Genomic DNA, 25,824 nt, shown 5'->3' on the forward strand with positions numbered 1-25,824 from the left:
GCCCGTCGGGCGCGGCGGTGCCCGAAGTCCTGGTGAATCGTTGGTCGAATGGGTTGGCCACAGCCGACCCACTGCCTACCATCGATCACCGCAAGACTTTGTGCACCGTCGCACAATCTCCTCGGGAGGCTTCCTTGCACCGCCGCCGTCGCTCCGCGCTCCTGTTCACCGCCGCGATCATCGCGGCCCCGCTCCTCACCGCCTGCGGGAGCGACGCGCACCCAGGCGCCGCGGCCGTCGTCGGCGGCCAGCGGATCACCGTCGCGCAGTTGGAGAACCGGGTGGGCGAGGTGCGCTCGGCGCAGCGCGCGGCCGTGTCGGACGACGCGCAGTACAAGCAGGCCGTCGCGCAGACCGGCAGCCTCACCCGCGACACCCTGCACGGCATGGTCCTGGACCGGGTCCTGCACCGCGCCGCCCAGGACGAGGGCGTCACCGTCTCCCGCCACGAGATCCAGCAGATGCGCACCGGCCTGGAACAGCAGGTCGGCGGCTCCAAGGCGCTGGAGACGGCCTGGCTGCAGCAGTACGGCGTCGCCCCGGCCCGCCTCGACGACAACCTCCGCCTCCAGCTGGAGGCCCAGAAGCTCGCCCAGTCCCTCGGCACCGACACCAGCAAGCCGGCCTTCTGGAACGCCCTGTCCAAGGCCTCCAAGGAACTCCACGTCGACCTCAACCCGCGCTACGGCTCCTGGGACGTCCAGAAGAGCAGCCGCGTCGACGCGAAGACTCCGTGGGTACGAGAGGTCACGGCACCGGCGACGCAGGGGACGGCGTGAGCGGCGAGCGGTACGCGTAGGCGGTCAGCAGAAGGAACGGTACGGCGGCGCCGACTGCCCCAACTGCCCCGGTCGCCGCGGCCCGGTCGCCGCGGCCCGGGGGCAACGGCCTGATGATCCGATGATCCCTCCCGCCCTGTGGATATCTCGCGGGGACCGTCGTCGCCGTGCGTTAGCTTCGAATCGTGAACGCAACCAGCCCCGCAGCGCCTCCCGGCCGCATCGTCCTGCTCACCACCAGCCACCGTGTCGCACCCGGCCTCCTGTCCTGGCCCGCCTGGCAGGCCCTGCACGCCGCCGACCGTGTGCTGTGCGCGGACGGCGCCCACCCGCAGCTGCCGTATCTGCGCGAGGCGGGAATAGCGGTCGACGAGGTGTCGCCGAGCGCCGAGGAACTGGTCGACGCGTGCGCCGGCGGGCGGACGGTGGTCGTCGTCTCCACGGGTGAGGGCGAACCGGCCCTCACCGACGGCCTCGCCCGGCTCGCCGGCTCCGGACGTGTCCACATGCCCGAGCTGGAGCTGCTCCCCGCCTCCTACGACCTGCCGGGTGCCCGCCTCCTCGACCTCGTCCAGGTCATGGACCGTATCCGCGCCGAGTGCCCGTGGTCGTCCCAGCAGACGCACAAGGGCCTGGCGAAGTACGCCATCGAGGAGGCCTACGAACTCGTCGAGGCGATCGAGGAGGACGACCGCGACGAACTGCGCGAGGAGCTCGGCGACGTCCTGCTCCAGGTCGTCTTCCACTCCCGTATCGCCGAGGAGGACCCGGACGCCCCCTTCTCCGTCGACGACGTGGCCGCCGGCATCGTCGCCAAGCTCATCCACCGCCACCCGCACGTCTTCGGCGACGCGACGGCCTCCACACCCGAGGAGGTCAAGGAGCACTGGCTGCGCACCAAGGCCATAGAGAAGCGGCGCACCTCGGTGACGGAGGGCATTCCCCTCGGCCAGCCGAGCCTCGCCCTCGCCTCGAAGCTGGCGTCCCGCGTCCGCACGGCCGGCCTGGAGGTCCCGCTGCCCCTCAGGGACGGCATCGGCTACGAACTGCTCACGCTGGCGGTACGCGCCGAGGCGGACGGCGTCGACCCGGAGGCGGCCCTGCGAGCGGCGGCCCGCGCGTACCGGGACGCGGTGCGGGACGTGGAGACCTCGGGTCGGGAAGCAGAGACCTCGGACGCGGAGAAGGGGGACGACGAGGAGTGACCGACCAGCCGGACCGACCCCACGCGTCGCCCACCCAGCCCGACCCACCCCACCCCTCGCCCACCCCCGCCACCGCGATCACCTCACCCACCCCCACCGCCCCCGACCTCTTCACCTGGGAGTTCGCCACCGACCCCTACCCCGCCTACGCCTGGCTCCGCGAGCACGCGCCGGTGCACCGCACGCGGCTGCCCAGTGGGGTGGAGGCGTGGCTGGTCACCCGTTACGTCGATGCCAAGCAGGCCCTCGCCGAGCCGCGGCTCTCCAAGAACCCGGCGCACCACGACGAGCCCGCGCACGCGAAGGGCAAGACCGGTATCCCCGGTGAGCGCAACGCCGAGTTGATGACCCATCTGCTCAACATCGACCCGCCGGACCACACCCGGCTGCGTCGGCTTGTCAGCAAGGCCTTCACGCCGCGCCGGGTCGCCGAGCTCACGCCTCGGGTCCAGGAGCTCGCCGACGACCTCATCGACCGGTTCGCCGAGAAGGGCTCCGCGGACCTCATCCACGAGTTCGCCTTCCCGCTCCCCATCTACGCGATCTGCGACCTGCTCGGCGTCCCGCGCGAGGACCAGGACGACTTCCGGGACTGGGCGGGGATGATGATCCGGCACGGGGGCGGGCCGCGGGGCGGTGTCGCGCGGTCGGTGAAGAAGATGCGTGGTTATCTCCTCGAACTCATTCACAAGAAGCGCGCGGCCCTGTCGGCCCAGCCCGCGCCTGGCGAGGACCTCATCTCCGGTCTCATCCGCGCCTCGGACGAAGGCGAGCACCTCACCGAGAACGAGGCCGCGGCGATGGGGTTCATCCTGCTGTTCGCGGGTTTCGAGACGACCGTCAATCTCATCGGCAATGGCACCTACACGCTGCTCACCCACCCCGAGCAGCGCACCCGCCTCCAGGACTCCCTCGCCGCAGGCGAACGCGGCCTGTTGGAGACCGGCGTGGAGGAACTCCTGCGCTACGACGGCCCGGTGGAACTGGCCACATGGCGATTCGCCACGCAGCCGCTCACCGTCGGCGGGCAGGACATCGCGGCCGGCGATCCCGTTCTCGTCGTCCTCGCGGCGGCGGACCGGGATCCGGAGCGGTTCGCCGAGCCGGACACCCTGGACCTCTCCCGCCGGGACAACCAGCACCTGGGGTACGGCCACGGCATCCACTACTGCCTCGGCGCCCCGCTCGCCCGGTTGGAGGGGCAGACCGCGCTCGGCACGCTGCTCACCCGGCTGCCGGACCTCCGACTCGCCGTGGATCCAGCCGAGTTGAGATGGCGTGGGGGGCTCATCATGCGTGGACTGCGCACGCTGCCCGTCGAGTTCACGCCACTCGTGTGAGGGCGCCGTGACCGCGGTGTGCTCGTATCCGCGATTGCCGGTCGCTCATGTCCACCTGCGCAAACATGACGTGCATTCAACTCTGTGATCTTCACGTGATCTACGCGGCATTAACTTGTGACAAGTAATGGACTGCCTATACGTTCACCGTTCAAGTGCGGTGCCCAGCACCCCGCGTCGCACTGTCACCACTGTCTTCTGAAAGGCCCCCGCATGCTCTCCGGGAACGGTCGTCACCGTCGCCCCCGCCAGGCTCCGGCCCTCCTCGTCGCGGCCGGCGTGACGGGCTCCGCCATCGCCATCCCGCTCCTCGGCGCGGTGAGCGCCAGCGCGGCCGACGGGACCACCTGGGACAAGGTGGCGAACTGCGAGACCGGCAGCTCCTGGAGCCAGAACGACGGGACCGGTTTCTACGGCGGACTCAAGCTGTCTCAGGACGACTGGGAGCAGTACGGCGGTCTCGACTACGCCTCGCGCCCCGACCTGGCCAGCCGCAACCAGCAGATAGCCGTCGCCGAGAAGATCCTGGACGACCAGGGCGTGGGCGCGTTCCACACCTGTGGGCTGACCACGGGGCTGTCCAAGGACGACGGGTCGACCGACATCGACACCGGGGTCTCGGACGACTCGGACGACTCCTCGTCCTCGGACGGCTCCGGGTCCACCGGCCTGTCCAACTCGCCCGGCGGCACGTCCGACGACTCGTCCTCGACGGACTCGTCCACATCGCCGTCGGCCTCTCCTGACTCTTCCTCCGATTCATCCACCAACCCTGACGAATCGGACGGCTACCTCTCGCCCTCCGACTCCCCGTCCGAGTCGACGGCGAGCGGTTCGCAGGGAGGCGACGGCCCGTCGACAGATCGGGTGAAGGGTGACGACTCGGACAAGTCCGAGCAGGCCGAGGGTTCTTGGAGTCTGGTCGACACCGGCGCGATCGGCGCCGGCCGGCACCGCGGTGCCAGTGCCGACGAGGGCGCGGCTGTCGACGGCGCGGGAGGGTCGTACACCGTCCGTGGCGGCGACACTCTCGCCTCCATCGCCGACTCCCTTGGCCTGGACGGCGGGTGGCGTGCGCTCTACGCCGAGAACAAGCGGGCCATCGGCGCCGACCCGAACGACATCGCGGCCGGTCAGACCCTGCAGCTCCCCGTCGAATAGGGTCGGACAGGGACTGAACGGGGCGAAAAGCGCGGGGAGTTAACGACGGTCTTCGGAGTGAATGTCCGGTTTGGTGAAAGTGTGGGATGACTCTCAGAAGGCCTGATCGTCTTTGAGTTTCCGCGGATTCCGTGTCTACGGTCATCACCGTTCGTCAACACGGACCCCGAGTGCCGCAACGCCGAATCCTGCCAGCGGCCGTAGGGAACAGTCGTCGCTTCACAGCGCCGTAGGCAGGAGCGGGGGACCCAGGTAAGTGCCGGGCCCGGCAGACAGTGCCGGAACCGGCTTGGGGTGAAGCCGTGCGCCGAGAGGTGCGCGGCCGGGCAACTCAACCGGCCCGAACCCGACAGCTCACCTCGCAGGCGTCGGTGAGGGGATCTTCGCATGCTGTTTTCCAGCAAGGGCAAGCACCGTCGTCCGTCCAAGGCCACCCGCGTCGCCACGCTCGCCGGTGTCACCGGTGTAGCCATCGCCGCCCCGCTCATGGCGGCCGGCAACGCCTCCGCCGCCACGTCCTCCGAGTGGGACACCGTCGCCCAGTGCGAGTCCGGCGGCAACTGGTCCATCAACACCGGCAACGGCTACTACGGCGGCCTGCAGTTCTCCGCCTCGACGTGGGCCGCCTACGGCGGTACCCAGTACGCGTCGCAGGCCAACCAGGCCAGCAAGGCGCAGCAGATCACCGTCGCCGAGAAGGTTCTCGGCGCGCAGGGCAAGGGTGCCTGGCCGGTCTGCGGCACGGGCCTGTCCGGTGCCGCGTACAGCGGCGGCAGCTCGTCGAACTCCTCCAGCTCCTCGAACAACAGCTCCTCGAGCAGCGACACCAGCACCCGCTCGAACGACTCGACGAGCACCTCCCGCTCCGCCGACCGTCCGGCCGCGAAGAAGACCGTCACCACCCCGACCGGCAAGAAGGTCAAGAAGGGCGACGGCGAGTACAAGGTCGTCAAGGGCGACACCCTCAGCACGATCGCCGAGAAGCACAAGGTCAAGGGTGGCTGGGAGAAGCTGTTCCAGCTGAACAAGGACATCGTCCAGGACGCGGACCTCATCTACCCGGGTCAGCAGCTGCACCTCAAGTGACAGAGGGCTGGTAGCTGAACCACAGCGCCCTGACAGACGTGCCTTCCAATATGGAGGACACGTGAGGGCCTCCCCCGTCCCCACGGGCTCCCCGCTCCGGTGCGTGTTCCCCCGTACGCATCGGAGCGGGGTTTTTTCTTGAGTGCTTCCGGTGTTCCCGGTGTTTCCGGGACGGTTTTTGTTCCGTTCGGAAACAATTTACCCTCGGTTCTGTCCAAGGGGCGGCCCATCGGCTGGCCGTTCGCCCCGGGACGGTTAGGCTCGTCCCGCAGAGCCATCGCGGCACCGCGTAGCCGCGTCACATTGAAGAAGGAGATGCTCGTGCCGTCCATCGACGTCGTCGTAGCCCGGGAAATCCTGGACTCCCGAGGCAACCCCACGGTCGAGGTCGAGGTCGGCCTCGACGACGGCAGCACGGGTCGTGCCGCCGTTCCCTCCGGCGCCTCCACGGGTGCCTTCGAAGCCATCGAGCTGCGTGACGGTGACCCGAACCGCTACCAGGGCAAGGGCGTCGAGAAGGCCGTCCTCGCCGTGATCGAGCAGATCGGCCCGGAGCTGGTCGGCTACGACGCCACCGAGCAGCGCCTGATCGACCAGGCGATGTTCGACCTGGACGCCACCGACAACAAGGGCTCGCTCGGCGCCAACGCCATCCTCGGCGTCTCCCTCGCCGTCGCGCACGCCGCCTCCGAGGCCAGCGACCTGCCCCTGTTCCGTTACCTGGGCGGCCCGAACGCGCACCTGCTGCCGGTGCCGATGATGAACATCCTGAACGGCGGCTCGCACGCCGACTCCAACGTGGACATTCAGGAGTTCATGATCGCCCCGATCGGCGCGGAGTCCTTCTCCGAGGCCCTGCGCTGGGGCGCCGAGGTCTACCACACCCTCAAGAAGGTCCTGAAGAGCAAGGGCCTGTCCACCGGCCTCGGCGACGAGGGCGGCTTCGCCCCGAACCTGGACTCCAACCGTGCCGCCCTCGACCTCATCCTCGAGGCGGTCAAGCAGGCCGGTTACATCCCCGGCGAGCAGATCGCGCTCGCGCTCGACGTCGCCGCGTCCGAGTTCTACAAGGACGGCAAGTACGAGTTCGAGGGCAAGTCCCGCTCGGCCGCCGAGATGACCGAGTACTACGAGGAGCTCGCGGCGGCCTACCCGCTCGTCTCCATCGAGGACCCGCTGTACGAGGACGACTGGGCCGGCTGGAAGGTCCTCACCGACCGCCTCGGCGACAAGGTGCAGATCGTCGGAGACGACCTGTTCGTCACCAACCCGGAGCGCCTGGCCCGCGGCATCGAGGAGGGCGCGGCAAACGCGCTGCTCGTCAAGGTGAACCAGATCGGCTCGCTCACCGAGACCCTGGACGCCGTCGAGCTGGCCCAGCGCAACGGCTTCAAGTGCATGATGTCCCACCGCTCCGGCGAGACTGAGGACGTCACCATCGCCGACCTCGCCGTCGCCACCAACTGCGGCCAGATCAAGACCGGCGCCCCGGCCCGCTCCGAGCGCGTCGCCAAGTACAACCAGCTGCTGCGCATCGAGGAGATCCTCGACGACGCGGCGGTGTACGCCGGCCGTAGCGCTTTCCCGCGCTTCAAGGGCTGAGTTCCACACCCAAGGGCTGAGCCGTACAGGGTCAAGCCCGAGCCCGTCGTACGTACGTCCCCGTACTCGGTCCCGTACCGTGTGCGGGGACGTACGCGCGTGTGAACTCGGATGAAGGCGAAGGGGAAGTGGGACATGGCCGTCAAGGACCGGGACCGTTTCTCCACCGCCACCCGGATCCGGCTGATCGGCGAGCAGACCGCCGCCCGGGTCTACCGCTCGCAGACCAAGCGCCAGGCCCGCCGCTCCCGCCTCACCGGCCGGGCGGCGCTGCTCGCGCTCGTCGTGTGCACCCTGGTCGTGGCGCTCGCCTACCCGATAAGGCAGTACGTCTCCCAGCGCGCCGAGGTCGCCGATCTGCAGCGGCAGCGGCAGCAGGCCCGGGAGCGGGTCGAGCAGCTGCGCGACCTCAAGGCGCGCTGGCAGGACGACGCGTACGCCGAGCAGCAGATCCGGCAGCGGCTGCACTACGTGCTGCCCGGGGAGACCGGCTACGTCGTGATCGACCCGGACCTGACCAAGCAGTCGCGTGCCGACCTGGGGGCGGCCGACCGCCCCTGGTACTCGAACGTCTGGGACGGGGTCGACAAGTCCGACGCCTCCGACCAGTGACCTGACCAGAGAGAAAGTTCGTAGTGGAAACGCCTCCGCCGACCACCCCGCGCACCGAGCCCACCGACGCGGACGTCGAGGCCTTCGAGCAGCAGCTCGGCCGCCCGCCGCGCGGACTGCGCGCGATCGCCCACCGTTGCCCGTGCGGTCAGCCCGACGTGGTGGAGACGGCCCCCCGCCTCCCCGACGGCACGCCCTTCCCGACGACGTACTACCTCACGTGCCCGCGCGCCGCCTCGGCGATCGGCACGCTGGAGGCGAACGGCGTCATGAAGGAGATGACCGAGCGGCTGGGCACCGACCCGGAACTCGCCGCCGCGTACCGCGCCGCGCACGAGGACTACCTCGCGCGCCGTGACGCCATCGAGGTCCTGGAGGGCTTCCCGAGCGCGGGGGGCATGCCGGACCGTGTGAAGTGCCTGCACGTCTTGGTGGGGCACTCCTTGGCCGCGGGGCCCGGCGTGAACCCGCTGGGCGACGAGGCGATCGCGATGCTGCCGGAGTGGTGGTCGAAGGGTCCGTGTGTGGTCCCGGAGAAGGAGAAGCCGGCCGAGGAGTGACGGGCTGAGTTCTGCTGACCGGCGCCTCGAAGGAAGCTCCCACAACCACCGAAGGGCACACCCATGACCCGCGTCGCCGCCATCGACTGCGGTACGAACTCCGTCCGGCTCCTCGTCGCGGACGTGGACCCCGCTACCGGTGAACTGGTCGACCTGGACCGGCGCATGACCATCGTGCGACTCGGTCAGGGCGTCGACCGGACCGGACGGCTCGCCCCCGAGGCGCTGGAGCGGACCTTCGCGGCGTGCCGGGAGTACGCGGCGATCATCAAGGAACACGGCGCCGAACGACTGCGGTTCGTCGCCACCTCGGCCACCCGTGACGCCTCCAACCGCGACGACTTCGTCCGCGGTGTCCTCGACATCCTCGGCGTCGAGCCCGAGGTCGTCTCCGGCGACCAGGAGGCGGCCCTCTCCTTCACCGGTGCGACCGCGGAACTCACCGGCCGCGACGACCTCGCCAAGCCCTACCTGGTCGTGGACATCGGCGGTGGTTCGACGGAGTTCGTGGTCGGCGACGACCAGGTACGCGCGGCCCGCTCGGTGGACATCGGCTGCGTCCGGATGACCGAGCGCCACCTGGTCCGCGACGGCGCGGTGACGGATCCGCCCGCCCCGGACCAGATCGCGGCGATGCGCGCGGACATCGAGTCCGCCCTCGACCTCGCCGAAAAGACGGTCCCGCTACGCGAGGCCCGCACCCTGGTCGGCCTGGCGGGCTCGGTCACGACCATCTCGGCGATCGCGCAGAACCTCCCCGAGTACGACTCCGCGGCCATCCACCACTCCCGGATCTCCTACGACCGGGTCCGCGAGATCACGGACTCCTTGCTGACCTCCACCCACGCCGAACGCGAGGCCATCCCCTCGCTGCACCCGGGCCGAGTCGACGTCATCGCCGCGGGCGCCCTCGTACTCCTCTCGATCATGGAGCGGACCGGGGCGGAGGAGGTCGTGGTGAGCGAACACGACATCCTGGACGGGATCGCGTTCATGGCGGCGGGGCCTGTGCGCGGAGGTCCCTGACTCCCTCCGCCGGAGGCCTGACGCACTCCAGTGAGCAGACAGGACACCTGATGAGCGCCCTGGAAGCCCCTCGGAACCCCCCTCCACAACCCCCCGCCGAGAAAGTTCGTGAAGTTCTTCACAAGGAATTCGGCCCCGTCGGAGCAGGAAAGGCCCCCGGTTGGCCCTTCCGGGGGCCCGGAGGGGGGTTGAACGTGTTCAGTAGTCTGTGTCGCGGGGGTGTCGCGGGGGTGTCGGGGGAGGGGTCGGCGCGCGGCTCGCGGTGAGTCCGGGACATCAGACGGGCAGCTCACGCGGCATTGACAACGGGTCGTACCGGGCGGAGGTTCCGTCCTGGTGGGGTGACTTGGATCATGGCGGCCGCGGAGAATAGCACACACCCTCCACAAGCTTGTGAAGGGGCGCACGAGCGACCCCCCTGGGGCAGGTGGATACTCGATGGCATGAGCACCACGGAGCGTCCCAGGATCCTCGTAGTAGGCGGTGGGTACGTAGGCCTGTACGCAGCTCGGCGCATTCTCAAGAAGATGCGCTACGGCGAGGCGACCGTCACGGTCGTCGACCCCCGGTCGTACATGACCTACCAGCCCTTCCTCCCCGAAACCGCCGCCGGCAACATCTCCCCGCGCCACGTCGTCGTCCCGCTGCGACGCGTGCTGCCGAAGGCGGAGGTTCTCACCGGCCGGGTCACCACCATCGACCAGGACCGCAAGGTCGCCTCGATCGCCCCCCTCGTCGGTGAGGCGTACGAGCTGCCCTTCGACTACCTGGTGATCGCGCTCGGCGCGGTCTCCCGGACCTTCCCGATCCCCGGCCTCGCCGAGCAGGGCATCGGCATGAAGGGCATCGAGGAGGCCATCGGCCTGCGCAACCACGTCCTGGAGCAGCTGGACAAGGCCGACTCCACCACCGACGAGGAGATCCGCCGCAAGGCGCTCACCTTCGTCTTCATCGGCGGCGGTTTCGCCGGTGCGGAGACCATCGGTGAGGTCGAGGACCTGGCCCGCGACGCGGCCAAGTACTACAAGAACGTGTCCCGCGAGGACATGCGCTTCATCCTCGTCGACGCCGCGGACAAGATCCTGCCCGAGGTCGGTCCCAAGCTCGGCCAGTACGGCAAGGAGCACCTGGAGAGCCGCGGTGTGGAGATCTACCTCTCCACCTCGATGGACTCCTGTGTGGACGGGCACGTGGTGCTGAAGAACGGCCTTGAGGTCGACTCCAACACCATCGTGTGGACCGCCGGTGTAAAGCCGAACCCGGCGCTGGCCCGCTACGGCCTGCCGCTCGGCCCCCGCGGTCACGTCGACTGCGCCCCGACCCTCCAGGTCCAGGGCACCGACTACATCTGGGCCGCCGGCGACAACGCCCAGGTCCCCGACCTCGTCGGCCGCAAGGCGGGCAACGAGAACGCCTGGTGCCCGCCGAACGCCCAGCACGCGCTGCGTCAGGCCAAGGTCCTCGGCGACAACGTGATGTCCGGCCTGCGGGGCTTCCCGCAGAAGGACTACTCGCACGCCAACAAGGGTGCGGTGGCCGGTCTCGGCCTCCACAAGGGCGTCGCGATGATCGTCATGGGCAAGGTGAAGATCAAGGTCAAGGGCCGGCTCGCCTGGTACATGCACCGTGGCTACCACGGTCTGGCCATGCCGACCTGGAACCGCAAGATCCGCGTCTTCGCCGACTGGACCCTCGGCATGTTCCTCAAGCGCGAGGTCGTCGCCCTCGGCGCCATGGAGAACCCCCGCGAGGAGTTCTACGAGGCCGCCAAGCCGGCCCCGGCGCCCGCCGCCGCGGCCCAGCCGGAGAAGTCCGAGGCCAAGGCCTCCTGACCCACCCCGGTCAACAACCGCGTGAACCGCACGACCTGAACGAACCGAAGGGCCTCCCGCCATCCGTGGTGCGGGGGGCCCTTCGGCATGCCCCGGGCCGGTATGTCGCCAGGCACGACGACCGATGTACGTGGCATCTACAGGCATTTTGCCCAGTCGTAACGCGCCTGGGGGACTGCGCAGCCGCCCTGTTGGTGTTTACGTAGTGACTGGTCATTTCGGTATCGCTTGTCATGGAGGTCGCCATGGCCGACGCCGCGCTGCGGCTGAAGAGCCTCGTCGAACAACTGATTGGGGTCCCGCTCCCGGTGCGCATCCGCGCCTGGGACGGGTCGCAGGCGGGGCCGCCGGGCGTGCCCACGCTGGTCGTACGCAACCGGCGCGCCGTGCGCCGGCTGCTGTGGAGACCGGGCGAACTGGGTCTCGCCCGTGCCTGGGTCTCCGGGGACCTGGACATCGAAGGGGACCTCTACGCCGTCCTCGAACTCATCGCGGGCCTGGTGTGGGAGCGCGGGGAGGACGCCAGGTCCCTCGCGCAGGCGGCGCGCGACCCGGAGGTACGGGCCGCCGCGCGCGGCCTCGTGAAGCTCGCCGGGCTGCCGCTGCCGCCCGCCCCGCCCCGTGAGGAGGTCCGCAGGGCCCGCTCCCATCTGCACACCAAACGCAGTGACAGACGCGCCATCAGCCACCACTACGACGTCGGCAACGACTTCTACGAGATCGTCCTGGGTCCTTCGATGGTGTACTCGTGCGCCTACTGGGAGGACGGCGGGACGCTGGAGGACGCCCAGCGCGACAAGCTCGAACTCGTCAGCCGCAAGCTCGCTCTGACGCCCGGTCAGAGGCTGCTCGACGTCGGCTGCGGCTGGGGCTCCATGGCCGTGCACGCCGCCCGCGAGCACGGCGTGAGCGTCGTCGGCATCACCCTCTCGCAGGAACAGGCCGCGTTCGCCCGTAAGCGCGTCGCGGACGAGGGGCTGACCGACCGGGTGGAGATCCGGGTGCAGGACTACCGGGACGTCGCCGACGGGCCCTACGACGCCATCTCCTCCATCGGGATGGCCGAACACGTCGGCGCGGAGCGGTACTTGGAGTACGCCCGGGACCTCTACCGGCTGCTCAAGCCCGGCGGCCGGTTGCTCAACCACCAGATCGCGCGCCGGCCGCAGGGCGACGAATCGGCGTACAACGTCGACGAGTTCATCGACGCGTACGTCTTCCCGGACGGCGAACTCGCCCCCGTCGGCTCCACCGTCACGCAGTTGGAGCGTGCCGGGTTCGAGGTGCGGGACGTCGAGTCGATCCGCGAGCACTACGCGCTCACCCTGCGCCGCTGGGTGGTCAACCTGGAGGCCGAGTGGGGGCGGGCGGTCAAGCTGACCAGCGCCGGCCGCGCCCGTGTCTGGCGGCTGTACATGGCCGCCAGCGCCCTCGCCTTCGAGCGCAACCGCATCGGCGTCAACCAGGTGCTGGCGGTCCGCCCACCCGAGACGGGACGGTCCGGACTGCCGTTGCGGGCGCGTACCTGGAACTGAACCGCCTGCGCGTGTCCGGGAGTCAAGCGCGTTTGTTTGCCCGGTACTTGAATGCGAAGGGGCCCCGCCGCCACCCGGCGGCGGGGCCCCTTCGCTCCGACATCCCTACCGCTACTCCGACTTGATCGCCGCCAGCATGTTCATCTTTGCCGCCCGGCGGGCCGGCCACAGTGCCGCCAGGATGCCGACCGTCGCCGCCAGCAGCAGGAAGATCGCCATCCTGGCCCAGGGCAGGACCAGTTCGTACGTCGGCATCTTCGCGCCCAGCAGCTCGCCGGCCGCCCAGCCGAAGAACACGCCCAGACCGATGCCGAGCACGCCGCCGAACAGGGAGATGACCAGGGACTCCAGGCGCACCATGCGCTTGATGGCCTTGCGGTCCAGGCCGATCGCGCGCAGCATGCCGATCTCCTGCGAGCGTTCGAAGACCGACATCGCCAGGGTGTTGATGACACCGAGGACGGCCACGATGACCGCCATGGCCAGCAGGCCGTAGAGCATGTTCAGCATCAGCGTGAAGATCTGCGCGATGTCGTCGGACAAGTCCTGCTTGCTCTGCACCTTGATGGCCGGGTTGGTGCCGAGGGCCTTCTCCAGCTTGTCCTTGGTCGCGCCGGAGGCGCCGTCGGCGGTCTTCACCAGGACCTGCATGTCGCCGGGATCGGTCAGGTGCGGGGTGAGGACCTTGTTGTCGAGCATGATGCCCCGGATCAGCTCGTTGCCCTGGTAGACACCGGCCACCGTCAGCTGCTGCGCCTTGCCGTCCTCGTAGTGCACCGTGAAGTCCGAACCGGCCTTCCAGCCATAGGACTTGGCGGTGTCGTCGTCGACGACGACCTGGTCGCCGCCGACCTTGAAGGAGCCGCTGTCGACCTTCAGGTCGGTCAGCTCGCCGATCGCGGAGCCGTTGACGCCGGTCAGGTACTCGGTGGTGCCGTCGATGCGCGAAGGGGCGTTGCGCAGCGGGCTGGTGGAGGTGACGCCCGCGGTGGAGTCCAGCCTCTTGTCGACGTCCGTCGACAGCTCGTTGCCGTTGGCCATGGAGACGATGTAGTCGGCGCTGATCGCGGCGGAGGCCATCTTGTCGATCGACTTCTGCAGGCTGCCGGCCACCACCGTCATGCCGGTGATCAGGGTGAGGCCGATCATCAGCGCGGAGGCGGTGGCGGCCGTACGGCGCGGGTTGCGCACCGAGTTCTGGCGGGCCAGCTTGCCCGAGATGCCGAAGATCCGCAGGACCGGAGCCGTCGCCGCGATCAACGGGCGGGACAGCAGCGGGGTCAGGATGAACACGCCGATGATCAGCAGCACGGCGCCCAGGCCCATGGGGGCCTGGCCGTCCGAGCCGTCCATCGCCGTGGCGGCCAGTACGGTCGCGACGCCCGCGGCGCTGAACAGCGCGCCCAAAGTGTTGCGCAGCACCAGCGACTTGGTCGTCGCCTTGGCGTGCACGCTGCTCATCGCGGCCACCGGCGGGATCTTCGCCGCCCGGCGGCCGGGCAGCCACGCGGCCAGCATGGTGATGACGACGCCGACCGCGAGGGCGGCCACGATCGTGCCGGGCGAGATGACCAGTGGCCCGTCCGGGACGGTGGCGCCGAGCGTGTTCATCAGGGAGCGCAGGCCTGCGCCGATGCCGATGCCCGCGACCAGTCCGGTGACGCCGGCGACCACGCCGACCACGAACGCCTCGATCAGCACCGAGCGCGTGACCTGCCGGCGGGAGGCGCCGACGGCGCGCAGCAGCGCCAGTTCCTTGGTGCGCTGGGCGACCAGCATGGTGAAGGTGTTGGCGATGATGAACGTGCCGACGAAGAGCGCGATCCCGGCGAAGACCAGCAGGCCCTGCTTGAGGCCGCTCATCGACGAGGCGATCATCTCGGCCTGGTCGTCGGCGAGTTTGCCGCCGGTCTCGGTCTCCACGAGCTTGGTCGGCAGCGCCTTGTCCAGTGCGGACTTCAGCGCCGCCTGGGACGTACCGGAGGCGGCCTTCACGTCGATCTCGTCGTACGTGCCCGTCTTGCCGAACAGCTTCTGCGCGGTGGCGGTGTCGTAGAGGGCGAGGCTGCCGCCGGCCGCGACGTTGCCGTCGTCGGTGGTGAAGATGCCGGTGATCTCCGGGGTGAGGACCGGGCCGTCGACGGAGATCCGGATGGTGTCGCCGACCTTGTACCCGGCGCGCTTAGCGGTCTCCGAGTCGACGGCGACCTGGTCCGCGCCGTGCGGGGCGGTACCGGACGTCAGTGGGTAGCGCGGGTCCTTGGCGCCCCAGTAGTTGCCGCCCTGCGACTGGAAGCCGCCGCCGATGAGCTTGCCGTCCTTGTCGGCCATGGCGGTGAAGCCGCTCACCACGCCGATGGCGGAGGCGGCCCCCGGCACCTTGGCCGCGGTGTCGAGCTGAGCCTGTGTCAGCTCGGGCGTCTTGTTGATCGTATTGCCCTCGTCCTCCTGGGACTTGGGCGTCACGGCGACGTCGACCTGGTCGAAGCCCTTGGCCGAGCTGTTCTGGTAGGCGTCGGAGATGGTGTTGGTGAAGACCAGGGTCCCGGACACGAACGCGACGCCGAGCATGACGGCGAGGACGGTCATCAGGAGGCGGGCCTTGTGCGCGAGTACGTTGCGCAGCGCGGTGCGGAACATCAGCTCGTGCGGCCCTTCGCGTCGAACTCGGTGGTCTGGGGGTTTCCCCCAGGAAATTGCCGCATGAAGTCCAGGACGCCCTCGGACGTCGGCTGGTAGAGCTCGTCGACCAGCCGGCCGTCGGCCAGGAAGACCACCCGGTCCGCGTACGCCGCGGCCACCGGGTCGTGGGTCACCATGACGACGGTCTGTCCCAACTCCCGTACGGAGTTGCGCAGGAAGCCCAACACCTCCGCGCCGGAGCGGGAGTCGAGGTTTCCGGTCGGCTCGTCGCCGAAGATGATGTCGGGGCGGGAGGCCAACGCGCGGGCCACGGCGACGCGTTGCTGCTGGCCGCCGGAGAGCTGCGAGGGGCGATGGCTGAGCCGGTCCGCCAGGCTCACCATGCGGATGACGGTGTCCAGCCACTGCTTGTCGGGCTTGCGGCCCGCGATGTCCATCGGAAGCGTGATGTTCTCCAGCGCGGTGAGCGTCGGCAGCAGGTTGAACGCCTGGAAGATGAAGCCGATCTTGTCGCGGCGCAGCTTGGTCAGCGCCTTGTCCTTCAGCGAGCCCAGCTCGGTCTCGCCGATGCGCACGGACCCGGAGGAGAAGGAGTCGAGGCCGGCCACGCAGTGCATCAGCGTGGACTTGCCGGAGCCGGAGGGGCCCATGATCGCGGTGAACTCGGCCTGCCGGAACTCGACGGAGACCCGGTCGAGGGCGACCACCTGGGTCTCGCCCTGTCCGTAGATCTTCGACAGATCCGTGGCGCGCGCGGCCACCGTGGTGGTCCGGCCGGCGACGGGTGTGGTGGTCACGGGAAGCACTCCTCGAAGGGACGACGTGTGAAGGGGACGTCTCCCATCCTGGTTGCCGGATGTGCCCGTGTAGTCAGCCGCTGTTCCGGTTCCGAGGGCAGACTCGGGAGGGACCCCCGGTCGTCGAGTCATACCTGGGGATGACGGTCACCCCTGAGAGGGTCCGTCGAAGGGACTCGACGGGCCGCGCGCGCAAGCGCTTGCGTCGAGAACCGGTGGAGCACCCTCGTTCGGGCGGTGAAATTCCGTCATTCCGCATGCGGCCCCACACCCCCCGCGCAAGGCTATTGGCATGTGCGGATGGCTCGTTCCAGTGGCTGATGCACCCTCAGGCATCAATAAAATAAGACAACATCGGTCCACCGCCCCGCTGTTCGAGGGAAGCATCCCGATAGGCTCGGAACCTCGACGCGGAGCCCATGGCCTGCCCGGATGGTGGAATGCAGACACGGCGAGCTTAAACCTCGCTGCCCCTTCGCGGGCGTGCCGGTTCAAGTCCGGCTCCGGGCACCTCCATGCCCACGCGGCGACATTCGACGCGTGGGCGCTCACCCTTTCGGGGGTAGTTTCAGCGTCAATCCTTATTGACGTTGGTGTCAACCCTTGAAGGCGGCCACAGAGGTGCCCGACCGGGTCTAGTACCAGCCCGTGCAGACGATCGCCGTGTTGTCGCCGGAGTCGCCGCAGGCCCGCATCAGCTTGCCGTTCGAGTCACGCCAGGCCTCGGTGTGGACGCTGGTTCCGGCGTCGACCCGGCGGATGCCCAGCTGCGGCTCCCAGGTGCGGCCGCCGTCGCTGCTGCGGTCCACCCAGACGTGCATGCCGATGGCGCCGTTGGTGACCCGGCCCCAGGCGCAGGTGTTGGTCCCGGAGCCGTTGTACCTCAGCTCGAAGAGCTGGCCCCTGGCGCCGGTCGCCGAACGGGCGGTGCCGGACACCACGTTGGTGTTGCAGCCGTCCGCGGCACTTGCGGTGGTGGCGCCGGACATGGCGAGCAGTCCGGTGGTCATCGCCAGCGCCGAGACCGTGGCCGCGACCTTCTTGTTCACGCGCATCCTCTTCTGTTCCCCCTAGCAAGCCCGAAGGCTCTTGTGGTCGATGACCGAAGTCTCGACCAGGGGAGCGGGGCGCGACCATGCTGGAGAACAGAGGTTGACGTGCCCGTAAGACGCCTGCTAGAGCCCGCGTCAGCCTTTGTAGACGGTCAGTACCGCCCCGCCCACCTCGACCCGGCGCCCCGCCCGCATCCCGTTGCTGCGCAGCGCGCGCAGACAGGTGCGGAAGAGGGTCAGCTCGTCCGTGTCCAGGATGGCGGCGGCGAGGTTCACGAGTTCGGCCACCGAGTCCTCGGTGAGCTCGTCGGGCAGTTCGCCGGAGAGCAGGACGACCGACTCGCCGTCGGGACCGCGGACCACGGCCGTGGCCGGTCCGCCGTGCACGAACAACACATTTCCCCCCGGACAGGCGCTGGAGCCCGTGGTCGTGCGGCTCTCGCTCCTCGGGCAGGACGAGACACTAGCGGGGGATCTCGGTGGTTTCGGGCGCAGTTGAATTCTTTTTCCGACTTGGCGGAAGAGAGCGCTACCTAGGTCGTCGGACGGCGCCGCAGGCTCCGGGAGAGGTCACTTCTCCGGTGCGCGGGGGGCGGAGCGGTCCAGCAGGGACTCGACGAGCGCGGTGACGTGGCGGCGGTCGTCGGCCGAGAGCTGCTGGAGGCTGGCGATGAGCAGGTCGACCTCGGGGTCGGCGGAGCCGGCGGCCGTGCCGGTGGCGTCCGAGCCGGCCGGAGAGCCGTAGACATGGATGCCGCAGGCCTCGGCGGCGGCGCGGCGCACGGTGTCCAACGGCAGTTCCAGACCCTTGGACAGGCCCTCCAGGGTGGCCGACTGGGGCATGCGGACGACGCGTTCGGTGGTGGCCAGGTGGTGGACGGTGGAGCGCGGGACACCGCCGCGGCGCGCCACGTCGCCGTAGGACCAGCCTCTTCGGTCGAGGCGCTCGCGGATCAACTGCTGCAGTGCGTTGGCCACTGGTGCGTCACTTCCTGCTCGCCGCTCACCGGGTCCGTGCATGTCGGAGGCGATTCTACGGGCGGGTGCGGGGGCCGCCGAAAGAGTGATTGCCCGAACGGGTTGCGGAGCGTGTCCCCGAGGGCCTAGTGTCCAATCTCGTTGGACAGTACGTCCGACCAGATTGGACAGAGTCTGGGGGGAACCTGACTCCGTCCGATCGGAACCGCCCATCCCTGAGGGGGAACTGATCATGATGGACGCCCACGAGCTCGATGCCGAGTCCGCCGAGCTGCTGCCGGGCCGCGAGGCCCTCGGCAAGCTGAAGTTCAGCTTCAACCGCACCACGAACGTCACCAAGCACGTCGCCAACATCTCGGCGGCCAACCAGTCCGGTGCCCTCAACGACCACTCCTCGTGGTCGGCGGCCGACTCCGGCGCCGCGCAGACCATCAGCGTCAAGCAGTAGCGCCCGCGCTCCACCTCGACACCGAACCCGAGACATCCCGAAAGGACATCCATCATGAGCATGGACATGCACGAGCTCGACACCGAGTCCGCGGAGCTGCTGCCGGGCCGCGAGGCGCTGGGCAAGCTGAAGTTCAGCTTCAACCGCACCACCAACGTGACCAAGCACGTCGCCAACATCTCGGCGGCCAACGAGTCCGCGGCCATCAACGACCACTCCGCGTACTCGGTCGCCTCGTCCTCGGCCGCGCAGACCATCAACGTCACTCAGTAGCGGTACGGCCACGGGGGCGGACCGCACGTTGCCTGCGAGGCGGTCCGCCCCCGTGGCGTTTTTCCGGGGGGGAACCCGCCGCATCCGGGGGGAAGCGGCGCGGACTTGGGGGGAGAACCACACATGACGGTGCTCGGAGACGGGCCCACGGCGCTGTACGGCACCGGGCCGGTGCCCGGTCCGGGCGGCCGCCCTGTGACCTACCAACAGGTCGCCACGGGCAGCGTGCCGGTCGTCGAACAGCCGCTCGTACCGCGGCTGAGCGCGGGGTTGCAGCTGCACGGCGAGTACCAGGGCTCGGGATTCACCGAGCCCAAGTACATCGCCCGTCGGGGGGACGGGCAGGTCGTGCAGCTGTCCCGGCTGCTGTATCTGGTGGCGTCGAGCGTCGACGGCGTCCGCGACACCGAGACGATCGCCTACCGGGTCAGCGCGCGGTTCGGCCGCGAGGTCAGCGGCGAGAACATCCGCTACCTGGTGGAGAAGAAACTCGAACCGCTCGGCGTGACGGTCCCCGAGGGCCAGGAGGACGACGAGGTCGACGCCCCGCGCTCCGACCTGCTGCTCGCCCTCAAGGGCCACCGGGTGATCTTCAACGAGCGGCGTACGGCGGCCATCGCGAGCGTCTTCACCTGGCTGCACCGGCCGCCGGTCGTCGCGGTCGTGCTGCTGGCGGCCGTCGTCATGGACGTATGGCTGTTCGGCTTCTTCGGGGCGATCGAGCCGGTGCTGGAGGTTCTCGACCAGCCGGTCCTCATCCTGGTCGTCTTCGTCCTCACCGTGGCCTCGCTCGTCTTCCACGAGTTCGGCCACGCCTCCGCCTGCCGGTACGGCGGTGCCCGGCCCGGGTGCATCGGCTGCGGGCTTTTCCTGATCTGGCCGTCGATGTACACCGACGTCACCGACGTCTACCGGATCGGTCGGGCCGGGCGGCTCCGGACCGACCTGGGCGGGGTGTACTTCAACGTCGTCTTCATGCTCGCGATGGCGGGGGCGTACTTCGCCACCGGGCAGCAGTTCTTTCTCGCGGCCGTCTACTTAGGCCACTTCGAGATCATGGAGCAGCTGATGCCGGCCGTCCGGCTGGACGGCTACTACATCCTGGGCGACCTCGCAGGCGTGCCGGATCTCTTCGGCAAGATCAAACCGATCGTGCTCAGCCTGCTGCCGGGGGCGAAGGGGAAGACGGCGCGCAAGGAGGTCGCCGGGCTGAAGAAGTCGGCCCGGCGCATCGTCGCCACCTGGGTGCTGACCATGGTGCCGCTGCTCATCGGCGAGTTGGGGTACGCGCTGTGGAACCTGCCGCGGATCCTCGCCACGATGACGCGGTCGCTGACCGAGCAACTCGTGGGCACCGGTTCGGCGTTCGCCGCCGGGAAGATCGCCGAGGGGCTGGTCGGGACGATCGGCTGCGTCATGCTGCTGTGCCCGATGGCCGGAATCGTCTACCTGTCCGTGAAGATGGGCGGCCGCCTGGTCCGCTCCGCGAAGAAGTCCACGGCCGGCCGCCCTCGCCTGCGGATCGCCGTCTGCGCACTGGCGTTGGCCGGCCTCGCGGGCCTCAGCTACGCGTGGACCTCGGGGATCACCCCCCAGCCACTGCCCAAGCGCCCGCCCATCGCGCCGATCCTGCAACCCGGGGTGTCGACGCAGGAACCCGAACCTCGCAACGCCTCCACCTCCGACGGAAGCGCTTCGAACGGCCCCTCCGACAGCACCGGTTCGACCTCACCGTCGACACCGGGCGCGAGCGCGGGCCCCGGTGGCAGCCCGTCGCCGGGCGCATCCGGGAGTACGGCGGCCTCGGCATCCGGCTCCCCGTCCGCCCCGGCATCGGCCCCACCGTCCGCAAAGGCCTCCGAGAACCCGGTGGCCCCCAGCCAGGCCCCGACCCAGGGCGACCCGGAACCGTCGTCCCCCGGCACCGGCGGCGGCCCCTCCACCCCGGCCGACCCAACCCCGACCCCCACGGAAAGCGTCCCGCCTTCCCCGACCGAGGTCCCCTCGACCCCACCGGCGAGCGATACGCCGGGGGCGACCTGAGGGACCGGTTCTGTTCCGGGGGCGGGAGCGGTCGGGTGTTTCGCGTCCGGTGGCCGGACGTGCCGTGCCCGGGAGTTCGTATCGACGATTCATTCATCGAGGAGATGCCTTGAGCAGCCATCGAAAAGTCCGTACCCCAAGTCCACTCACCCGGCGTGCCGTCCGTTTCGGGCTGTTCGCCGCCGGAGTCGCCGGGGCGGCGACCGCGGTGCCGGCGCAGGCCGCGACCGGATCGACGCACGTCGCGTTCGCCGAGGACCACGTGTTCACGCAGGCCAACCGGGCCCACCACACCCAGGCGAAGGACTCCTTCACCGTCCGGCAGTTCGGCACGGCCAAGGCCACCGCCGTGCGCAACCAGGCCAACGCCGCCTCGACGGGCTGTTCCGTCGACGACCACTGCCGCTCGGTCGCGCTGTCCTTCCAGATCGTCACCGTCGCCGGTGAGCAGACGCGCCTGAACGCCGTGAACCTCAGCGACGCCGCCAACAAGGAGTGCACCGGCTGCCAGACCCTGGCCGGCGCCTACCAGTTCGTGGTCTCCACGCCGAAGGCGTTCGCCCTCGACGGCAGCTCCAAGCGTCAACTCGCCGACATCCACCGCCGGTTGGACGCGCTGACCCGGTCCAAGCTGCCCGCGACCGACCTCAAGACCCAGGCCGACGCCCTGGCCGCCGAGGTCACCGGCGTCCTCCAGAACGCCGTCGCGCACGCCCCGAAGGGCGACGAGAAGCCCGACGTCACCATGCACCGCCACCTGGACGGCTGGCCGGGTCGCTGACCGCACCGCCACCGTCCGGCCAAGCCGGCCGCCCCGCCCGAGACCGCCCCTCTCGGGCGGGGCGGCCGGCCATGGTCGGGTGTGCAGTCAGGGGTGCGGACCGTTGACATCGTCAAGACCTCGGCGCAGACTCGATGCGATCAAGTGAATAAAACTTCACTGTACGAACGCAGGGGAAGGGAACGCCCGATGCGCACCACCGTCGGCATCATCGGAGCCGGCCCCGCCGGTCTCCTCCTCGCCCGGCTGCTGCACCGCGCCGGCATCGACTCGGTCGTCCTCGAAAGCCGCGACCGCGCCTACGTCGAGCAGCGCCAGCGCGCCGGGATCCTGGAGCAGGGCACGGTGGACGTGCTGCGCGCGGCCGGCGCGGGCGAGCGCATGGACCGCGAGGGGCTGCGCCACGACGGCATCGAGCTGCGGTACGCGGGACAACGCCACCGCGTCGATTTCCCCGCCCTCACGGGTGGCCGGTCCGTGACCGTCTACGCCCAGACCGAGGTCTGCAAGGACCTCATCGCCCTCCAGCTCAAGGAGGGCGGCCCGCTGCTGTTCGGCGCGGAGGCGCTGGCCGTCGAGGAGGCCGAGGGCGACCGGCCGCGGGTCCGGTTCCGGTACGAGGGGGTCGAGGGCGTCCTCGACTGCGACTACGTCGTCGGCTGCGACGGCTCCTGGGGCGTCGCCCGGAAGGCGATCCCCGCCGAACTGACCCGCGTGTTCGAGCGGACGTACCCCTTCGGCTGGCTCGGCATCCTCGCCGACGTACCGCCCTCGCACGACGAGCTCGTCTACGCCCGCCACGACCGTGGCTTCGCCCTGCTGTCCATGCGCTCCCCGTCCGTCTCCCGCCTCTATCTCCAGGTCCCCGAGGGCACGGACGCCGAGGCATGGAGCGACGAGGAGATCTGGGCGGAGCTGGAGCGCCGCTTCGAGACGGACGACGACTGGCGGCTGGAGCGCGGCCCGATCACCCAGAAGTCGGTGACCCCCATGCGGTCCCACGTCCACGAGCCCATGCGGTACGGCCGCCTCTTCCTCGCCGGTGACGCGGCGCACATCGTGCCGCCGACCGGCGCCAAGGGGCTGAACCTGGCCGTCGGCGACGTGGTGACCTTCGCGCGGGCACTGACGTACAAGAAGGAGACCGGCTCCGAGGAGCTCCTCGACGGCTACTCCGCGACGTGCCTGCGGCGCGTGTGGCAGGCCGAGCGGTTCTCCTACGACATGACGACCCTTCTGCACCGCGCCCCCGACGCCACTCCCTTCGAGGACCGGCTGCAGCTGGCGCGGCTGGAGCGGATCGTGTCCTCCCGGGCCGCCGAGACCGACCTGGCCGAGGGGTACACGGGGTTCGCCCTATAACTTCTCTGTCCCAGGTCTGTCATGATCGGGCCTCCCGTGGTGGCGGGAATCACCCGGCCACGTAGCGTGTTGCGCAGCACGACGAGGGAAAGATCCTCCCCAAGCACTAGGGTCATTCCTTTGCCTACCTATTACTCTTGAGCCAAGGCCCACGAAGGTGGCCATGGAGGAGTGAAATGAGGAGCAGAAACCCGGTCTTCTCGCGACGGGGGTTCAGCCGCGACAACGGCTACGCGGGCTTCAACGCCTCGCCGCAGGCCGGGGGTCCCGCTGTCGGCACGCAGGCCAACCCGTATGCGCAGCAGGCGGGCAACCCCTACGCGCAGAACCCGTACGCCCAGACTGACCTGCAGAACGGCGCGCCGCCGCAGGCACCGGCCACCACCGGCCGGATGACCATGGACGACGTCGTCCTGCGTACGGCGTCCACGCTCGGCACCCTGATCGTGACGGCCGCGCTCGCCTGGGCGCTGCTCCCGGTCGACGACGCGAACATCAGCCGGTCCTACGGGATCGGCATCGGTGCCGCGCTGATCGGCATGGTGCTGGCGTTCGTCCAGTCGTTCAAGCGCAAGGCCTCGCCCGCGCTGATCCTGTCGTACGCGGCGTTCGAGGGCGTGTTCCTCGGTGTCGTCTCCAGCGTCGTCGACAACCGCATCGCGAGCGGCGCGGCCATGCAGGCCGTGATCGGCACGATGGCGGTGTTCGCCGGTGTCCTGATCGCCTACCGGGCGGGCTGGATCCGGGTCAACCGCCGCTTCTACGGCTTCGTGATGGCGGCCGCGCTCGGCTTCGTCCTGCTGATGATGGTGAACCTGCTGTTCGCCGTCTTCGGCGGCGGTGACGGCCTCGGCTTCCGCAGCGGCCCGCTCGGCATCGTCTTCGGCGTCATCGGCATCCTGCTCGGCGCGTGCTTCCTGGCCCTGGACTTCAAGCAGGTCGAGGACGGCATCGCGTACGGCGCCCCGAAGGAAGAGGCCTGGCTCGCGGCCTTCGGTCTCACGCTGACGCTGGTGTGGATCTACCTGGAGTTCCTGCGGCTGATCGCGATCCTCAACAGCAACGACTAGTCGCCGACGGTTGTGCAGCAAAGGGCCCCGGGTACCCTCCCGGGGCCCTTTGGCGTGGTCCAGGTGCGCGCCTAGAGGAGTTTGCGCGCCGCCCTCCTCAGGTCGTACTCGTGGATGAGCGCCTTCGCGTGGCCGTACGCGAGGTTGTGTTCGTGGCGGAGCCAGCTGACCTTTTCCTCGAAGCGGAAGAGGGCGGGGCCTTCGTCGACGGTGCGGAGCCAGTCGGACACTTCACGACCGGTGCAGTGGGGGATGCGGGCGAGCAGGTTGCGATGGGTCTCCTGGGAGAAGACTTGGGACATCGGCGCCTCCGGACGCAAAGGGGATGTAAGCCGGTCCTTCACGTCACCGTGCCTGAGCGTTGGCGTGTTGGCAACAGTGCGGTGGCGCGTACGCTCGGTCTGTGGTTGATACAACGCCTTTGACGCGAGCCGTGGATCACTTCGCCGACCGTCTGCGGGCGGCGCCGCAGAGTCGTTTGCAGCGAAGCGGTGCCGCGGAGGCGCTGGCGCTGGCCAGGGAGTTGGCACTGCGTGCCCAGCGGATCGAGGATCCCTCTTGCGTTCCTCGGGAGATGCCTGACGCGGGGATGTTCGCCGCCGCCGATCAAATCACCGTCGCCGTGCATGACTTGGCCCTCGTGCTTTCGGACGAGGGCCAGGTGGAGGAAGCGGTGCGGCTGGTCGAGGAGGCGCAGAAGCGCGCGGGGGTCTGAGGTTCGTCGGCCTTTTACAGCGACGCTATGACCCTGTCCGCCAGGATGTAGACGTTCTCCTCGCCGCACGCGAACGTCAGGGTGTACGCGCCCGAGACTCCCGAACCGCCCAGCAGGATCGGCGTTTCGCCGGTGCGGAGGGCCGCGGAGAGGCGTTCCGCCGTCTCGCGGTGGCCCGGGGTCATGCAGAGGGTGGTGCCGTCGGCGAAGACGTAGACGTCGAGGGTGCCGAGCGGGCCCGGGCGGACGTCGGCCAGTTCGATCTGGGACGCGGCCAGTTCTTCGAGCGTGGCGACCGTGCGTTCGTGGTCGTTCACGACCGGTGACTGGACCGGCACGAAGTCCGGGTGGGAGGGGTGGCGGCGCCGGGCCGCGGCCAGTTCGGGGGAGTCGCCCGCGAACGTGCCGTCCAGCGAGGTGCCGCCCGCGAACTCGTCCGCGTCGACGCCGGCCTCGGTCACCGCCTCCAGGGGCTCAAGGCCCACGAAGTCGCTCTGGCGGGGCAGGAACAGCTCGCTGTCCGGCAGCCCCAACAGGGTCGGCGCGTCGCCGTCACGGGCCTCCTGGGCGGCCCAGAAGGCACGCGCCTCGGCCAGTTCACGCTCGCGTTCCTCGGCGAGCGCCTCCGCGACGGCGGCGCGTATCTCGTCGGCCTCGGCCGAGAGGCGGGCGGACGGCACGAACCCGCGCGCGGTGCTGTGCTCCGCGAGCTGGGTGTGCAGGACCGCGACCTCACGGCGCAGCACCAAGAGGGTGCGCAGCACGGCGACGCCCACGGCGCCGGTGGCGACCGTGGTGAGCAGCAAGGCGATCGGCATAGCGCTCACTGACGTACTCCCGGTTCAAAGTCGACCCCCGACTTCCTACATCAGCTTGAAGGGTGGACTAACCAGCTGTCAGTGCGTAACGTCACGAAACGGACAG

The 25,824-nt window shown here is 69.5% G+C and carries 25 protein-coding genes, 1 tRNA gene and 1 riboswitch; of the genes, 19 read left to right on the forward strand and 7 right to left on the reverse strand.

Annotated elements, in window-relative coordinates; all coding sequences use genetic code 11:
* Positions 1–134: 134 nt before the first annotated feature.
* From M2283_RS39350 to M2283_RS39400, 11 genes are all read left to right on the forward strand, one after another.
* Positions 135–779 (forward strand): SurA N-terminal domain-containing protein, encoded by a 645-nt coding sequence (locus M2283_RS39350; protein ID WP_280881324.1) that lies wholly within the window; start codon positions 135–137, stop codon positions 777–779.
* A 185-nt stretch (positions 780–964) separates the two neighbouring features.
* Entirely contained in the window at positions 965–1,984 is a 1,020-nt protein-coding gene (locus tag M2283_RS39355) for a nucleoside triphosphate pyrophosphohydrolase (RefSeq protein ID WP_280881325.1), read from the forward strand.
* A 77-nt stretch (positions 1,985–2,061) separates the two neighbouring features.
* Positions 2,062–3,324, forward strand: a complete 1,263-nt coding sequence (locus M2283_RS39360) for a cytochrome P450 family protein (protein ID WP_280881424.1) — start codon at positions 2,062–2,064, stop codon at positions 3,322–3,324.
* Positions 3,325–3,537: 213 nt separating this feature from the next.
* On the forward strand, positions 3,538–4,485 hold the full coding sequence (locus M2283_RS39365; protein ID WP_280881326.1) for a transglycosylase family protein: 948 nt from the start codon (positions 3,538–3,540) through the stop codon (positions 4,483–4,485).
* Between the two features lie 215 nt (positions 4,486–4,700).
* A riboswitch (cyclic di-AMP (ydaO/yuaA leader) is annotated at positions 4,701–4,868 on the forward strand.
* Between the two features lie 4 nt (positions 4,869–4,872).
* Positions 4,873–5,571, forward strand: a complete 699-nt coding sequence (locus M2283_RS39370; protein ID WP_280881327.1) for a transglycosylase family protein — start codon at positions 4,873–4,875, stop codon at positions 5,569–5,571.
* Between the two features lie 315 nt (positions 5,572–5,886).
* Positions 5,887–7,173 (forward strand): phosphopyruvate hydratase, encoded by a 1,287-nt coding sequence (eno, locus tag M2283_RS39375; RefSeq protein WP_280881328.1) that lies wholly within the window; start codon positions 5,887–5,889, stop codon positions 7,171–7,173.
* 135 nt (positions 7,174–7,308) lie between these two features.
* Positions 7,309–7,785, forward strand: a complete 477-nt coding sequence (locus M2283_RS39380) for an FtsB family cell division protein (protein ID WP_280881329.1) — start codon at positions 7,309–7,311, stop codon at positions 7,783–7,785.
* Between the two features lie 23 nt (positions 7,786–7,808).
* Positions 7,809–8,345, forward strand: a complete 537-nt coding sequence (locus M2283_RS39385; RefSeq protein WP_280881330.1) for a DUF501 domain-containing protein — start codon at positions 7,809–7,811, stop codon at positions 8,343–8,345.
* Positions 8,346–8,408: 63 nt separating this feature from the next.
* Positions 8,409–9,371, forward strand: a complete 963-nt coding sequence (locus M2283_RS39390; protein ID WP_280881331.1) for a Ppx/GppA phosphatase family protein — start codon at positions 8,409–8,411, stop codon at positions 9,369–9,371.
* Positions 9,372–9,814: 443 nt separating this feature from the next.
* Positions 9,815–11,203, forward strand: a complete 1,389-nt coding sequence (locus M2283_RS39395; RefSeq protein ID WP_280881332.1) for an NAD(P)/FAD-dependent oxidoreductase — start codon at positions 9,815–9,817, stop codon at positions 11,201–11,203.
* A gap of 245 nt (positions 11,204–11,448) precedes the next feature.
* On the forward strand, positions 11,449–12,738 hold the full coding sequence (locus tag M2283_RS39400; RefSeq protein WP_280881333.1) for a cyclopropane-fatty-acyl-phospholipid synthase family protein: 1,290 nt from the start codon (positions 11,449–11,451) through the stop codon (positions 12,736–12,738).
* A 111-nt stretch (positions 12,739–12,849) separates the two neighbouring features.
* On the opposite strand, the gene M2283_RS39405 is transcribed toward M2283_RS39400, so the two are convergent.
* Positions 12,850–15,378, reverse strand: a complete 2,529-nt coding sequence (locus tag M2283_RS39405) for an ABC transporter permease (protein WP_280881334.1) — start codon at positions 15,376–15,378, stop codon at positions 12,850–12,852.
* Complete coding sequence (locus M2283_RS39410) at positions 15,378–16,178, reverse strand: ABC transporter ATP-binding protein (protein ID WP_280881335.1); 801 nt, start codon at positions 16,176–16,178, stop codon at positions 15,378–15,380. The genes M2283_RS39405 and M2283_RS39410 overlap by 1 nt, the downstream gene beginning before the upstream one ends.
* Positions 16,179–16,604: 426 nt before the next feature.
* Between M2283_RS39410 and M2283_RS39415 the strand changes: the two genes are divergently transcribed.
* Positions 16,605–16,688, forward strand: a tRNA-Leu gene (locus M2283_RS39415).
* Positions 16,689–16,813: 125 nt separating this feature from the next.
* Here the strand turns inward: M2283_RS39415 and M2283_RS39420 are convergent.
* The 3 genes from M2283_RS39420 to M2283_RS39430 form a co-directional block, all read right to left on the reverse strand.
* Positions 16,814–17,227, reverse strand: coding sequence for a glycosyl hydrolase (locus M2283_RS39420; protein ID WP_280881336.1), 414 nt, complete (start codon positions 17,225–17,227; stop codon positions 16,814–16,816).
* Between the two features lie 138 nt (positions 17,228–17,365).
* Positions 17,366–17,617 carry a hypothetical protein gene (locus M2283_RS39425; protein WP_280881337.1) on the reverse strand — a complete coding sequence of 84 codons (252 nt, stop codon included), beginning with the start codon at positions 17,615–17,617 and terminating at the stop codon, positions 17,366–17,368.
* A gap of 183 nt (positions 17,618–17,800) precedes the next feature.
* Positions 17,801–18,208: a helix-turn-helix transcriptional regulator gene (locus M2283_RS39430; protein ID WP_280881338.1), complete on the reverse strand. Its 408-nt coding sequence runs from the start codon at positions 18,206–18,208 to the stop codon at positions 17,801–17,803.
* Positions 18,209–18,440: 232 nt separating this feature from the next.
* On the opposite strand from M2283_RS39430, the gene M2283_RS39435 reads away from it, so the two are divergent.
* The 6 genes from M2283_RS39435 to M2283_RS39460 all read left to right on the forward strand — a co-directional run bounded on the left by M2283_RS39435 (position 18,441) and on the right by M2283_RS39460 (position 24,185).
* Positions 18,441–18,656: a hypothetical protein gene (locus M2283_RS39435; RefSeq protein ID WP_280881339.1), complete on the forward strand. Its 216-nt coding sequence runs from the start codon at positions 18,441–18,443 to the stop codon at positions 18,654–18,656.
* Between the two features lie 54 nt (positions 18,657–18,710).
* On the forward strand, positions 18,711–18,929 hold the full coding sequence (locus M2283_RS39440) for a hypothetical protein (RefSeq protein WP_280881340.1): 219 nt from the start codon (positions 18,711–18,713) through the stop codon (positions 18,927–18,929).
* Positions 18,930–19,052: 123 nt separating this feature from the next.
* Complete coding sequence (locus tag M2283_RS39445; RefSeq protein WP_280881341.1) at positions 19,053–20,972, forward strand: hypothetical protein; 1,920 nt, start codon at positions 19,053–19,055, stop codon at positions 20,970–20,972.
* Positions 20,973–21,081: 109 nt separating this feature from the next.
* Positions 21,082–21,753, forward strand: coding sequence for a hypothetical protein (locus tag M2283_RS39450; protein ID WP_280881342.1), 672 nt, complete (start codon positions 21,082–21,084; stop codon positions 21,751–21,753).
* Positions 21,754–21,942: 189 nt separating this feature from the next.
* Entirely contained in the window at positions 21,943–23,115 is a 1,173-nt protein-coding gene (locus M2283_RS39455; RefSeq protein WP_280881343.1) for a 4-hydroxybenzoate 3-monooxygenase, read from the forward strand.
* Positions 23,116–23,291: 176 nt separating this feature from the next.
* Positions 23,292–24,185, forward strand: a complete 894-nt coding sequence (locus M2283_RS39460; protein WP_280881344.1) for a Bax inhibitor-1/YccA family protein — start codon at positions 23,292–23,294, stop codon at positions 24,183–24,185.
* Between the two features lie 71 nt (positions 24,186–24,256).
* Here M2283_RS39460 and M2283_RS39465 read toward each other — a convergent pair whose 3' ends face one another.
* Positions 24,257–24,487, reverse strand: a complete 231-nt coding sequence (locus tag M2283_RS39465) for a DUF4287 domain-containing protein (RefSeq protein WP_280881345.1) — start codon at positions 24,485–24,487, stop codon at positions 24,257–24,259.
* A gap of 101 nt (positions 24,488–24,588) precedes the next feature.
* Between M2283_RS39465 and M2283_RS39470 the strand changes: the two genes are divergently transcribed.
* Positions 24,589–24,900, forward strand: coding sequence for a hypothetical protein (locus M2283_RS39470; RefSeq protein ID WP_280881346.1), 312 nt, complete (start codon positions 24,589–24,591; stop codon positions 24,898–24,900).
* 14 nt (positions 24,901–24,914) lie between these two features.
* Here the strand turns inward: M2283_RS39470 and M2283_RS39475 are convergent, their stop codons facing one another.
* A complete protein-coding gene (locus M2283_RS39475; RefSeq protein ID WP_280881425.1) occupies positions 24,915–25,718 on the reverse strand; it encodes a hypothetical protein in 804 nt (267 codons plus the stop codon).
* Between the last annotated feature and the right edge of the window lie 106 nt (positions 25,719–25,824).

Origin of the sequence: Streptomyces pseudovenezuelae, assembly GCF_029892565.1 — a bacterium.
Classification (GTDB): domain Bacteria; phylum Actinomycetota; class Actinomycetes; order Streptomycetales; family Streptomycetaceae; genus Streptomyces; species Streptomyces pseudovenezuelae_A.